Source organism: Pseudomonas sp. PH1b (assembly GCF_000633395.1).
In the GTDB taxonomy this organism is placed as follows: Bacteria; Pseudomonadota; Gammaproteobacteria; order Pseudomonadales; family Pseudomonadaceae; genus Aquipseudomonas.
On record NZ_AYMU01000009.1, the window covers coordinates 255206 to 269197 of the forward strand.

Here is a 13992-nt window from a genome sequence, read left to right on the forward strand (position 1 = left end):
GGGCAAATCCTTGACCCCGATCATGTACGCCTCAATGTCCTCCAATACCGTGTCACCGGATCGCCCGGCAGCTCGGCCTAGGAGTCCGAGGCGCGCCCCCTTCATGGGTAGCTGAAGCTGCGCACCAAGGTCAGTTCCCCTGGCGCGCGCATCGGCACGATGAACGACTCGCTCTTCTCGTCCACCGTGCCTTCCTCGGTGATCACCGTCACCTGGGCCGTGGTCAGCGGCTGCACGGCGTTTTCCTGGCCGCCATCCTCGTCGTCATCGCTGCGATAACCGCCGCCGTAGTAGTTCACGTACACCAGGTACTGGCCCTTGAGCGGTGCCGGCATGGAGAAGATTTCAGGCCCGTAGCCCGTGGTCACGTCCACGTCCAGGGTCGCGCCATTGGGTGCCACCCGGTCGCCGTACCAGATGTGCGCGCCGTCCGGGGTCACCAGGTGCAGGTCGAGGTCAGTGTTGTCGCTGTCCCAGGACAGCAGCACGCGCAACTTGGGCGGGGTCACGCCACCGCCGCTGTTGAGAAACTGCACGCGCTTGCGCTGCTGGCCGTCCGGGCTGCGCACTTCGACGCTGTTGCTGCCGTTGGGGAAGGAGTAGGGCCGGTCGAAGCTGCCTTGTTCATCGAACTTGAGCGGCATGCTGACGCCGTTGACGATCAGCTTGCCCGGCTCCTTGCTGGCCTTGGGGGCGCCCTTGATCTGCCCGCGAATGCGCGCGGTATCGGCCTGGCCCTGGGGGGTATTCACCGAGGAGGCCGGGTAGTTGACCTCCTGAATGTACTGTTCGCCATCGATAGCACGGGTGCGCCACCCCCCCTTGGGGGTGTCGAGCTGGATGCCGCCCTCGGCCAGGGCCATGGGCAAGCTGAACATTCCACAAAGGAACAGGAGGACCGGGGGAGCAGGAAATTTCATGGCCTATTCCAATAAAAGATGACGGGCGAGCCCTTCGATGTAGGTTTCATCCTGGCCGTTGGGATGAGCTTCAAAGGCCAGGTGCAGGTATTCGTGAGTCAGGTCGAGACGGTCTTGCAGCGAGAGCACGCCCCGCACATAGATGCGTTGCCGTTCGCGGTCGACATAGGGCCGGCCAAAGCTCAGGCGGCAGACGGCGAACTGGCTGATTTCGTTATAGCCGACCTCCTGCTGCAACGGCCGGCGCCAGCGCGGCCGCTGCTTCAGCAACCAGTCCTGGGCCGCGGGCAAGGGTTCGCAGGAGGCCACCGGGTTGTCCCAGCGGCTGAGGCTGGCCCGTGGATAGGCATGCAGCAGGATGGCGTCATAACGCTGGCCCGAACCGGCCTGTTCCACTGCTTGCTGCCAGGACAGCTTGTCCGGGGCAATCAGGTCCGAGTGGTAGGTGACTTGGGTGCCGGCCAGCACCAGGTCGCTGGTCCAGGCGGCAATGGCCCGGGCCTCGGCGGTGGCCGGACGCGGCGCGACCCGCTGACGGTTGCTGCTGTCGTCGATGCTCAGGCATTCGCCGCTGCGTCCGGCGTTCTGCAGCAAGTAGGTGCGAATCGCCACGGCCAGGGCCTTGGCCGCCTCTACCGGCTCGCTGCTGGCCTCGCGTTGCAGCACCCGCGCTACGTATTCCTCACGGTCCAGGCGCGCCACCAGCCGCTGGGCCGCGGGGTCACGCTGCAGAAAGAGTTCGCCAGCGCTGTGGATATCCAGCTGGTTGCCGTTGGCAAACTCCACCCGGTAATCCCCTTGCAAGGCACCCGGCTTGGCAAGTTGGCCGTTCTGGCTGACGCTTTTCAGCGGATAGCGGGAAAACAGGCTGACCTCCACACAGCGGCCTTTATCCACAGGCGGGTTGTCCGGCAGCACCTGGTTCAGGGCCTGGGCGTAGTCCTTCAACACCCGCTGGCTGGTGCCGCGCCCGCCCACCCACAGCGGTGTACCGTCCACCAGCCAGCCGGCAAAGCCACCCTGGCGCGACTGTGGGTCCTGTTCCGCCAGCCAGCTCCAGGTCTTGACCCGCAAACGCCCGCCCAAGGCGCCCACGACAGCGCCGTCGCCAGCATTGAGCACCACGTCCAGCAGCACGCGCCGGGCGGTGTCCCGGGCCGGCAACAGCGCCAGCACCTGCAGCAACTCCACCACCGGGACCCGAGTCTGGGGTTGCAGCTGGTTCAGGTCCTGCAGCCAGCCGGGAGCGTTGCGGGCTTGCCAGTAATGGCGCCAGTCAGCCGCAGACAGTTGCAAGCGCTGGGGCTCGAAATACAAACCGCAGGAACGTACCAGCGCCTGGTCCCGGGCGATGCTGGCGCCCACCGAGCAGCAGTAGACCTCTTCCTTGGACTTGCCCTGGCAGGCATAGGCCGGCTCCTGGGCACCGGTGTCCACCAGCCAGGCATAGACGAAGAGTTTCCAGACACTGCCCAAGGGCGCCTGCAGATCCGCCGGCAACGGCTCGCGAGCCAGCACCTGAGTCTTGCTCAGGCTCATCAGCTCGCTGTCCGGGGCGGCTTTCCAGGCCAGGCGCAACGGCTCCTCCTGGGCCATCACCAGCCCAGGAAGCAAACACAGGCACAACCAGGCCCAACGCCGCGTCATGTTATTTGACCGTGACCTGACCCAGGGCCGGGGTACGTTCCTGAGCCTGGTGCTCAGGCGCATACACCTGGTAGAAGCGCGCCGGCGGCAGGTTGAACTGGCCTTTCTGCGAGAAGCGGATCAGGTGGCGCAGGCGCACTTCGCTGCTGTCGTTCAGCGCTTCCAGCGGTACCGCGTAGCTCATCTGCCCCGGCTCGAAGCGAGCCTTTTCCAGGGAGGCCGCCTCGGTGCCCGCAGGCCCGGCCAGCTTGATCCCCCAGGTGGTGCGCTCAACATCGGCACCCGGCGGCAGCGGCACTTCGAGCATGCCGTACAGCAGCGGCCGATTGCCCTGGTTGGCGATGATCACCTCATCCAGGTACAGCCCGTCGCTGGCAATCGGCTTGTTGCCCACCGGTTCCAGCTTGAAGGTGAACGCCTCATCCCCTGGCACCAGGCGCAGCAGGCGACGGCTAATGTTCACCGGTGCCGGCGTGCCCGGTTCCTGCTTGCTCAGGTAGCTCAGCGAAGCCCGCAGCGGACGCTCCGGCACGCTATTGAGCGTCAGCACGCTTGGCACCTGCGGCCCTTGCCACTGCCAGTAGCTTTCACCGCTGGCGCCCTGCTGCGGTTGCCAGCCCTGCCCCGGGTTCAGAGCCACGGCCGGTGCCGACTGCGCCACACTGCGCTGCAGCCAGGTCAGGGCCAGGGCCCGCTCCAGGGTCGACTGCGAAGGCAGCAGGCGTTGCAGCAAGGCTCGTGCCGCCGCTCCGTCGAAAGGTTTCAACGACAGGCTCAAGGCCTGGGTAAAGGGCTGGGAACTGACCTCGACCTGTTGCTGGGCGGCATCCAGTTGCGCGACAAACGCCGGCGGCGGGGTGACCTTGGCCTCCCGCGCCAGGGCGGCCGTCAGCACCCGAGCGCTGGCCAGGCCCAGGGCCGATTGCGGATCGTCCATCACCAGGCTGACACTGCTGCTGTCGTCCATGCTGGCGTCCGGGCCGGCACCGGCCTTGGCCAGATCGTCCATCAGGCCGCTGACCAGGGTATTGATCGGCAGCTTCATTTCACGGGCAAAGGACAGGATCAGCGCCCGCTGCAGTAACGGCGTATTGCCGGCCTGCTTGGCGTAGACCTCGAGCACCCGCTGCCAGTGCTCCGGCGGCAGGTTCAGGTCCATGACCTTGCTCGCGTTCCAGTCGGCGTAATAGGCATAGGCAGTGAGGAAGGCATCCGGCTCGGCATCCTCGCCCCACCAGGTGAACGCCGCTTCCGGCCCGGCCATGTGCACCAGGCGCAGGCGGCTGTTCTGCATCATCAGGCGCAAGCGGTCGCGGATCTGCGGATTGCTGGCCAGTGCCGGGTAGGCCACGCTCAGCGGCAACAACTGGCTGGCAGTCTGCTCGACGCCGCCGTAGGGGTATTCCAGCAAATCATCCAGGGCCGAACGGAACAGCGCCTGCGGGCTGTCGTCCAGGCGCAGGCGGATCTCGCCGGCATCCGCAGGCAGGCCCAGCGGCGTGCTGGTGCTGACCACGTCCAGGCTCTGGGTCTGCACCGCCTGCCAGCCGCCAGCACTGCTCACCAGGCGCACCGCCAGGGCATCCACGGTCTTGCCGCCCTGCATCAGCTCGGCGGTCCACTCGCCATTGCCCGGGGCAATGTCCGGCAGGGCCACATAGTTGATGCCGCTGTTGAGGGTCAAAGGCAGGCGCTGGGATTCGCCGGCGTAATGGATCACCAACTCGGCCTTGGCCGGCTGCTCGGACTGACTGAAGGCAAACACCCCCAGGTCCGGCTTGTCGCCACTGCGGAAACGGGTCGGACCGCTCCATTTCAGGTACAGGGCCTTGTCGGAACGCACGAACTGCTTCTTCTGCCCCACCTGGCCATCGTCGGCGATGGCCCGGGCGGTGATGCGCCAGCGGGTCAGGGAGTCCGGCATGCGAAAGGTGAAACGCGCCTTGCCGCTGCCATCGGTCACCAGTTCCGGCTGCCAGGCAGCGGTATCGACATCTTCACGGCGCGGGCGCTCCAGCACCTTGACTCCACGCTCGCTGCGGTTGGCCTTGCCCGGAGCCGTGGGGCTGCCCGGCAGGGCCACGTCGTAGCTGATGAACGACAGGCTGGCGCTGGTGCGCACATTGTTGCGCCGTGGGTGATAGAAGAACTGATCGATGCTCGGGGCCACTTCCGGCTGCAGGGCGTAGACCATTTCGTCCACCACGCTGACCGTCAGGTGGGCCGGTATCGGCTTGCCGGCGAACTGGGTGGACAGGTCCACGGTGACCATGTCGCCGGGCTGGTATTTCTCCTTGTCGGTGCTGATGGCCACATCGATCTGCGGCGTCAGTACCTTGATGCCGGCGTTCTGGAAGCTGTACTCGCCCCCTTTGGTGTAGAGCACGGAGAAGGTCAGGTTCGGCGCAAAGCCGTCTTTCACCGGCACTCGTGCGCGGTACTGGGTGGGGCTGAGCTTTTCCACTTTCAGCCAGTCGCCGCCCTTGGACAGCAGTGCAGTGGCCTCGACCTTGTCCCGCTCAAGGGACAACAGCGCGTCGTTGACCGGTTCCGGGAAGGTGATCAGCGCCAGGGCTTCGTCGCCGGCCTTGTACTCGAGCTTGTCGAGGACAATTTCCACGGTGCCCGGCACGGCTTTCACGCCATCGCCAGTGACCGAGTGGCTGGTGCCGCCGAGCACTCGGTCATGCTCGTCCTTCAAGGTCAGGTTGTAGGTACCCGGGCGCTCGAAGGCCAGGGCAAAACCGCTGTCGCCGGCGGCCAGCTTGCCATCGCCGGTGGACTGGTCCTCCAGGCGCACCCAGCTGTAGCGGCTCGGCTTGACGTTCTTGCTCTGCTCGCTGGAGTTCTGGTTGGCGTAGCTGAACTGCACCTTGTCACCGGCGGCGCTGAAGCGTTGCGGGGCACTGAGGCTGAAGCTCGCGGCGCCACGCTCGATGAGGATTTCCTTGGTGGTCTTGACCCGATACGCGGCGCCGTCGCTGGCGAACACGGTGAGCATGTAACGGCTCGGTTTGTCCGCCGCCGGCAGGTCGAGGGTGGCGCTGCCCTTGGAATCGGTGGTCAGCTCGGCGCTGGTCAGTTCCACCGGGAACTGCCCCATGTACTGCAGCTCGTTGTCCACCATGGACAGTTGCTGGGCCCGCAGGCTCAGTTGCAGACGCGCGTTGGCCACCGGCTTGCCGTCCGGGTAGAGCAGCACCAGGTTGCCCTTCACCGGTTCGCCGGTCTTGAAGTCGGTCTTGGCCAGGGCCAGGGAAATCTCGAAATGTGGCTTGATGTACTCGGCCACGCGAAAGGCGCTGCTGTAGACCTGGTCCTTGTAGCCGAAACGCAGCTCATAACCGCCGGCCACGGCGTTGTCCGGCAGTTGGAAGCGGCCCTGGGTACCGGACTTGGAGTCCAGGTTCAGGGTCAGGTTCTGCAACGCGGTGCCTGCGGCATCGAGCACGCTGACATTCACCGTGCCGGCACCGGGCTGCACCGAGTCCCGGGCATTTTTGAACTCGCGACCGACGATCTTCAGCGACACCCAGTCCCCCGGACGGTACAGCGGCCGGTCGGTAAAGGCGTAGAGCTTGGTGTCGTAGATTTCGCTGTCGTAGTAGAAGTTCTCGGAGACGAACACTCCGCCTTCCTGGTCTTCACCGATCACGTAGGAACGCTCGGGGCTGACGTGTTTCAGGCGCACCAGGCCCTGCTCGTCGGTGGCGCCGCTGTTCATCACGCCGAGGCCATCGGTCCACAGCACATTGACCTTGGGCACCGAGTTGCCTTCATGCTTGCCCGCGGCCCAGACCAGCAGCTCGTCGCCGGCGATCTTGCTCACCGCCACGGTGTTGGAAACGAACACCATGGTGGTGGCGCGGTACTTGCCCACCAGGGCCTCCACCAGGTAAAGGCCCGGCTTCAACTGTCCCAGGGGGATATAGACGTTGCCCGGAGCAACGTTGATGAACTGGCTGGAAGAGCCCGACAGATCCACCCCGGCCGGCGGCTGGATCGGCTTGGCCTGCCACAGCGGATAGCGGAACTGGGTCACCAGGGGCAGCCCCGGGATCAGGGCGAATTGCGGCTGGGCGTCATACGGCGTCGGCGCCAGCATGGAGTTGCCCACCTTCAGTTCCGGCACCTCCTCGGTAACCTGCTTGCGCGACTCGTAGGAGAAGGCGCGCTGCATCACCCGGCGGGATTTGCGGTACCAGTTGTCCCACAGGTAAGCCAGGGTGTTGGACAGGCCCTCGCCCTTGAACTGGCCGTCGCTGACCACCCGGTGCAGGTTCTTCTGGCGCTTGAGAAAGTCCAGCGGCTGGTCGATCCGGTACACCCGGATGTCCGCACCGCCATAGGGCTCCATGCGAAAGCGCCGGTAGTCGCGGCCCGGGGCCTCGAGGCGCACCATGGCCTGTTCGTCACTGGCGAAACTGCTGTCGGCCAGGAGGAAGAAACTCTCGCCGGAGACCGCCGCATAGTCGCTGGACGGCACCGAGTCTTCGGCGTTGACCAGGGTCACGGGGGTGAGCAGGGTCAAGGCCAGGGTCAGGCGAAACAGAAAACGGGACATAGGCAAGCCGCGTGAAGACGTCGCGAGGGAAGGCAAGACAAGGCGAAAACCGGCGAGGAAGCGCAGTTTACTGGCTGTAAATGAGCATTCCGAGCCCGTTTTCAACGCAGTATTGGCGAACGCAGCAGTCTTCACGCAGCTTGCATGGGATTCGTTCATTGGGTGAGGAAGTTCAGGCGATAGATGCCGATGAAGTTGGGGTTGGCTGAGTCGGGTATCCATCGAGTGTCCTTCCATGTCATCAGTTGCTGCACGCTAGCCGAGCGCATGCCGTTGTCGGTGGGAGTGGTGGTGCCGGTGTGATAGGCGATGTTGCGGCCCATCCAGATCATCAGGTGCTGGTCGTCGCCCTGGTCGAAGAACAACAGGTCACCGGGGCGCGCCTGGCCCAGGTCACGGCTCACCAGGTGGCTGTTGAACTGGATCAGCTTGATCGCATTGACGTAGGGCCCGGTCTGGCCGCCGCCCTGCTGCCACTGCTGGGCCAGGCCGCGCTGACCTTCGCTCAGTTGCAGCTCCGGCGGCAGGTAGCGATTGCTCAGGCCGTTGGCCCGCAGCCATTTGTTGTCGTGAACCTTGAGCGCTTCGTTGGCGGCAAAACGCACCAGGCCCGCGCAGTCCTGCTGATACCAGCGGGGGCTCGGGCCCTGGCTCAACTGCTCCTGGGCGATGCGCACGAACCAGGCACGGAACACCTGGGACTGCTGCACGTCCAGGGGCGGAGCCTGGGTCGCGCCCACGGTACCGCTCAGCAACAGGGCCAGCAGGCCGAGGCAGGTCAGGCTTTTGCGCACTGCACTCACAGGGCACGCCATTGCAGGGGCAGCCATTGCCAGTGACCGTCGGGCTTGCTGCCTTCGGGCAGGGTCAGGGCGTACTTGCCATAACCGCCGAGGGTGCGCAGCTTGGGCACCAGGTAGGTTTGCGCGGCGTTGTTGAACACCGGCTCCATGTCCTGGGGCAGGCTGTCGAAGGTTTCCTGCTGGATCAGCTGGGCCAGGGACTGCGGGCCCAGGTACACCGGCATCAGTGCATCCTTGGGCACCACGTCCGCCAGGGGCGGGAAGCGCTTGTCCAGGGTGCCCAGGGCCTTGTTCACCAGCTTGTCATCCAGGGAGAACACCAGGGTCGAGCCATGGCGGGCCAGGCTGACCTGCATGAAGGCGCGGCCGGTGATGGTTTGCGGGTCCTTGGCTTCCTTGGCCGGGTACTGGCCGAAGTTGGAACTGACCTGGCGCTGCCACTGGTGCACGTCGCCGTTCTGCTGCTCGACCACCGGGAAGATGCGCTCCGCCACCTTGCTTTCCCGGGTGCCGACCATGGAACCGAACAGCTTGCCCAGATCGGCGTCGAGCTTGGCGTTGTCCTTGTCCTTGAGGCTGGCCACCAGCAACGGCGTGTACAGCCGCGAGTCGGCATACCAGCACAGGCCGGCGGTCCCGGCCATGTGCTCGGTCAGGGTGCTGGCCACCGCTTCTTCGGCACCCAGCTTGACCAGCAACGGCTTCTGCTGCTCCGCCGCCAATGGCAAGGCCACGCAGGCGCTGGCGCCCATGGGCATGGCCTGCCAGATCGGCTTGAAGTCGAGGTCCGGCTGGTCGTCCTGCTCTTCCATGGCCAGGTAGCTGTGCCAACCCTTGTCATCCATGTCGAAGCGCAGGCCGGCGAAGCTGGGGATAAAGCGCTGGTAACCCATGGCCAGGACACTGGCATTGACCGCCAGCCGTTGCTGCACCTCGGGTTTGCGCGCCTCAAGGCCAAAGGCCTCGGGGAACAGCTTGTCGCCATTGAGCAAGGCTTCCAGCGCGGTGGTGGACACCGCGCCATGCTCGTCATCAGCCCCGGTGCTCGGGTCATACAGCTTGGCCGGGTTGGACAGCACCACCAGCTTGTCGCCGTGGGAAGCGAACAGCAGGGATTTGCCAGCGTTGTAGTTCAGTTGATAGAGCGCCACGGCGTCGCCGCCGACCTTGAGCTCCGCCAGTTTGCTCAACTGGGTATCATCCAGGGCCACCTTGGCCAGAGGTTCCAGCAGCTTGGCCAGGCCGCCACGGTCCATCACCAGCAGGAAGTCCTTGAGGCGCCCATCCAGGCCGCGCCACAGCGCCACATCCGCAGGCTGGTCGAACAGTTGCTCGATCAGGCTGTCCTGCAGTTTCAGGTCATGCTCGTAGATGATCCGCCGCAGGCTGCCAATCAGGCCCAGGCGGTCGGCGTGGGTCTGGTAATAAAAGACGAAGTCCTCGGTCAGGGTTTCCTTGAGAAACGGCACCGCCAGCAGGTCCTTGGGCAACTGCGCCAGGGAATGGGTCTCCAGCAGCCCATCGGGACGGCTCAGGCCCAGTTTGTCGCCAGCCAGTTCCGCCACCGGGGTCTTGGGCTTGCACCCCACCACCGTGATCGCTGCAGCCACCAGGCACAGGCCCATGACCAGGACCGGCCAGCGGCGCTTGCTGCCGGGTTGTTCAGTGCCGGGGACGCCGGCCACCGGGGATGCTGTGTTTTCGCTCATGATTCACAAAGCCCAATTCATCCGTGGTGCGGGATGTTCAATAGTTGAAAGACTTGACCAGCAACAGGTCGCCGATGGCCCGCATGGGCACGATAAAGGTCTCGCGTTTCTCATCGACGGTGTTTTCGTTAAGGATCAGGTTGATCTGCGAGGTGATCACCTCATTCTGATTGCTGCCTTCGTCGAAGTTGTACCCGCCACTGCCGTAGTTGCCCCAGTAGTTGACGTAGATCAGATAGGTGCCCCGCAGCGGCGCGGTCATGGTGAACATTTCCGGGCCCGGCCCGTCGACCCCGTCCGGGTCCAGGCCGCCGCCATTGGTCAGGCCGGGATGGCCGAAGAAAGCGTGCTGGCCGTCGGGGGTAATGATGTGCATGTCCAGCTCGGCCTTGGGATCGTCCCAGCCCAGCACCACGCGGATCCGCGGCGGTGTCTTGTTCTGATTGGCCTCGTAGAACTGCACGCGCTTGAGAGACTTGCCTTCGGAGCTGCGCACTTCAACGCTGTTGGAACCGGCGCCAAAGGCATAGGGCCGGCCGAAGCGGCCCTGTTCGTCGGTGTAGAGGTTCAACGGATTGCCGTTGACCGACAGGCTGTGGGGCTGGCGCAGATGACCGATGGCCTTGAGCTGGCCCTCTATCATGGTGCGGTTGCGCTGGATGCCGCGGTCGATCGGTGGCGTCGGGTAGGCCACCCGGTCCTGTTCGGTGCGGTCGAGCAGTCCGGAATAGCGCCAGCCGGCCAGGGGCTCCTGCAGCTCGGCGGAGGGTTCGGCGAACGCCGTCCCGGCCATCAGCAGGGGCAGCAGAAAAGAGAAGAATGCGCGCATGTACTGCGTCCTGCCATGCATGGGGGAAACCCTGGCGCCAGATCCTCGGCGCGGCTGCAAACACGTGAAAAATCGCCCGGCGAAATGGGCGTTGGAAAGGCCGCAGATTAGCGACTTGGCGACGGTTGCACAATTGGCCAACAGGGTTTTTGCGAGGGAATTGGCACGCTCCTGAAACCCACGCGCAAAGTGCCATTATGGCGATATCATCGACCAGCCCCCCTAGCCTGCAAGCGGCGGTTGCCGCCCCGCTCCTGCCCCCATCAAGAGGCCCTGGTTCGAGTCCCCATCCGCCGGAAAACAGCCCATCAGCCCAAACTTGCCAGCGCGTTGCCAATGCCCTTGCACAGGCGCTCGAAAGAGCCCTGGCAAGCTCTCTGGAATGCCTCTTTGGCGGCAATGAGCAGGGGCGGAACGAAGCGTCCGAGCCGGCGTCTGGCACGCTGCACATTCCCCCAGGGAATGACCCCATACCTATTCATCGATTGCTTCGCCGCGCCCGGAAACGCTTATCTAGGGACGCCGCAGGATTGCACATGACGCTGACCGACCCACCGCTCAGTGCTGTGACGCCTCGCCTGGCCATAAAAAATATAATCAACGGGAGCGCCTCACTCATGAAGTATCCGTTACGGCCGCTGGTCTTCTGGCCCACCTTTCTGATTCTGCTGGCCGCAGTGATTGCCAGCTACCTTGATCTGCAGGCCTTCCTGGCCGTGAGCAAAACCCTCAATCGGATGATCCTCGACAACTTCTCCTGGTTGTTCAGCGCCAGTTCGTTCTTGCTGGTGGTACTGACCGCGATCGTCTACTTCTCGCCCCTGGGGCGAGTGCGCATCGGCGGTGAAGACGCCCAGCCACTGCTGAGCAAATGGCGCTGGTTCATGGTGGCGCTGTGCACCACCCTGGCGGTCGGCGTACTGTTCTGGACCACCGCCGAGCCGCTCTATCACCTGTATGGCCCGCCCAGCAGCCTGAAGATCGCGCCCGGTAGCCCCGAAGCCACCAGCTTCGCCATGTCCACCATGTTCCTGCACTGGACCCTGACGCCCTATGCCATCTACCTGGTGCCGTCGCTGGTGTTCGCCCTGGTGTTCTACAACCTGCGCAGCAACTTCTCCATCGGAGCCATGCTCCAGCCGCTGATCGGCGCCGAGCGGGTCAAGCGCTATGCCGGGCTGATCGACACCCTGGCGATGTTTGCCCTGGTGGCCGGCATGGCCTCGTCCCTGGGCACCGGCGCGCTGACCCTGTCCGGCGGCCTGAGCCAGTACATCGGCGGCGAGACCACGCCCCTGCGCCTGGCCCTGATCATCGCGGTGATCGTCATCACCTTCGTCGCCTCGGCCGCCAGCGGCCTGCAGAAAGGCATCGTCAAGCTCTCGACCTTCAATACCTGGATCATGCTGGCCCTGGGGCTGTTCGTGCTGGTCAGCGGGCCGACCCTGTACATGCTCAGCCTCGGCGTCGAGTCCATCGGCCTGTACCTGCAGACCTTCTTCAGCCGTAGCCTGTTCACCGGTGCCGCCAGCGGCGACAACTGGCCCCAGAGCTGGACGGTGTTCTACTGGTCAGTATGGTTTGCCTGGGCCCCGGTGAGCGCGCTGTTCCTCGGCAAGATCGGCCGGGGCTACACGGTGCGCGAGTTCATCCACACCAACATGCTCTACCCGGCCCTGTTCACCGCCCTGTGGATCTGCATCTTCTCTGGCTGCAGCCTGTACTTCGACGCCCAGGGTTCCGGCGCGCTCAACCGCGTGCTCAATGAGCAGGGGGTGGAGCACGTGCTGTACCAGATGTTCCAGCAACTGCCGGCCTCTGGCCTGATGATCGCCTTCCTGCTGTTCATCGCCTTCATCTCCTTCGTCACTGCGGCCGACTCCAGCACCGACGTGATCGGCAACCTGTGCAGCCGCGGCGTCACCGCCGACTCGGACCTGGACGGCAGCCCGCTGCTCAAGGTGGTCTGGGGCGTGATCATCGGCAGCGTGTCCTGGGTCATGGTGGCCTTCGTCGGCATCGACGGGGTCAAGATGCTCTCCAACCTCGGTGGCCTGCCCGGTATGCTCATCGTCCTGCTGGCCAGCAGCGCGCTGATCATCTGGCTGAAGAATCCCGCCCTGCTGGCCCAGCCGACGGCCATGCAAGAGCCGTCGACGCCGCCCCCGGCCGCCCTCTCGACTCCGGCTCATCCGGCCCTGGAGCCGACCCCATGAAAATCCGTCATCTCGCCCTGCAGAGCGCGGGCCTGGCACTGTGCTGCCCGTTGCTGGCAGGTGCCGGCCAGGAGGCAGCCCGGGGTTTTATCGAAGACAGCCGGATCAACGCTCTGGTGCGCAACTACTACCGCAACAACGACTATCGCGACCGCGACAAGGATGGCCGCGAATGGGCCCAGGGCCTGCAGTTGGACTACCGCTCCGGCTACACCCCGGGCCCCCTGGGCTTTGGCCTGGACGCCCACGCCTACTTCGCCACCAAACTCGACAGTGGCGGTGGGCGGGCGCGCACCCAGTTGCTGGTCAGCGACGGGGCTGGCCACAGCCGCGATGAGTCGGCCACCGCCGGCGCAGCGCTGAAAATGCGCTGGTCCAATACCGAGCTCAAGTACGGCGACCTGCGCCCGCAGAACCCGGTGCTGGCCCTGGCGGACAGCCGCATCATGCCGGCCACCGCCAGCGGTTTCGCCTTCACCAGCCGCGAGGCCGAGGGCCTGCTGGTGGAGGGCGGCCATTTCACCGCCGCCAGGGACTTCAACCAGACTGGCCATCGCGGCGGCTTCTACGCCGGCTATGCCGGAGTCGAAGGCGGCGACGTGGACTATCTCGGCGGCACCTACCAGGTGCATCCACAAATCGGCCTGAGCCTCTACAGCGCACGCTACGAAGACCTGTGGCGCCAGCACTACGTCAATCTCAACCTCGACCAGCCATTGGATGCCGAGGCGTACCGCAGCTTGAACCTGGACCTCAACCTCTACCGTTCCCTGGATGACGGCCAGGCCCTGGCCGGGGATATCGCGACCACTGCCTGGTCGGCGGCGCTGGCCCTCAAGAGCGGGCCGCAGACCTTCACCCTGGCCCACCAGCGCATTCACGGAAACCAGCCGTTCGACTACCTGGCCCTGGGCGGGGGCGGCTTCCACGACTCGATCTACCTGGCCAACTCCTCGCTGATCGCCGACTTCAACGGCCCGGGCGAGCGCTCCTGGAGCCTGGGCTACAAGCTCGACTTCGCGCCGCTCGGCATGCCCGGCCTGTCGCTCAACACCCGCTACATCCGCGGCAGCCACGTCGACGGTCGACGGGTGCCGGTAGGCAGCCCCTACCGCTACTACGCCGACAACGAAAAGCACTGGGAACGGGATATCGACGTGCGCTACGTGCTACAGACCGGCCCGGCCAAGGACCTGTCCCTGACCCTGCGCCAGGGCACCCATCGCATCCGCGGGACCTCGGACGGCAACGTCGATCACATCCGCCTGATCACCGAATACCCCTTCAGCCTGCTTTGATCGCCC

General features: G+C 65.0%; 8 protein-coding genes. 2 read left to right on the forward strand and 6 right to left on the reverse strand.

Translation table 11 applies throughout. The features are described from left to right. Positions 1-101: 101 nt before the first annotated feature. From U873_RS0116675 to U873_RS0116705, 6 genes are all read right to left on the reverse strand, one after another. Positions 102-920, reverse strand: a complete 819-nt coding sequence (locus tag U873_RS0116675; RefSeq protein ID WP_025129343.1) for a YfaP family protein — start codon at positions 918-920, stop codon at positions 102-104. A 3-nt stretch (positions 921-923) separates the two neighbouring features. Further along, complete coding sequence (locus U873_RS0116680) at positions 924-2567, reverse strand: DUF2300 domain-containing protein (RefSeq protein ID WP_025129344.1); 1644 nt, start codon at positions 2565-2567, stop codon at positions 924-926. Between the two features lies 1 nt (position 2568). Further along, a complete protein-coding gene (locus U873_RS0116685; RefSeq protein WP_043274582.1) occupies positions 2569-7131 on the reverse strand; it encodes an alpha-2-macroglobulin in 4563 nt (1520 codons plus the stop codon). A 155-nt stretch (positions 7132-7286) separates the two neighbouring features. Beyond that, positions 7287-7946 (reverse strand): DUF1175 domain-containing protein, encoded by a 660-nt coding sequence (locus U873_RS0116695; RefSeq protein ID WP_025129345.1) that lies wholly within the window; start codon positions 7944-7946, stop codon positions 7287-7289. Further along, entirely contained in the window at positions 7931-9643 is a 1713-nt protein-coding gene (locus tag U873_RS0116700) for a DUF2138 domain-containing protein (RefSeq protein ID WP_025129346.1), read from the reverse strand. Before U873_RS0116700 ends, U873_RS0116695 begins: the two co-directional genes overlap by 16 nt. 37 nt (positions 9644-9680) lie before the next feature. Further along, positions 9681-10472, reverse strand: coding sequence for a YfaP family protein (locus tag U873_RS0116705; RefSeq protein ID WP_025129347.1), 792 nt, complete (start codon positions 10470-10472; stop codon positions 9681-9683). A 617-nt stretch (positions 10473-11089) separates the two neighbouring features. Between U873_RS0116705 and U873_RS0116710 the strand changes: the two genes are divergently transcribed. Together U873_RS0116710 and U873_RS0116715 are read left to right on the forward strand one after the other, a co-directional pair. Continuing rightward, a complete protein-coding gene (locus U873_RS0116710; protein ID WP_025129348.1) occupies positions 11090-12688 on the forward strand; it encodes a BCCT family transporter in 1599 nt (532 codons plus the stop codon). Further along, the gene (locus tag U873_RS0116715; RefSeq protein ID WP_025129349.1) at positions 12685-13986 is read left to right on the forward strand and encodes an OprD family porin; all 1302 of its coding nucleotides are present in this window, start codon (positions 12685-12687) and stop codon (positions 13984-13986) included. Before U873_RS0116710 ends, U873_RS0116715 begins: the two co-directional genes overlap by 4 nt. Positions 13987-13992: the final 6 nt, after the last annotated feature.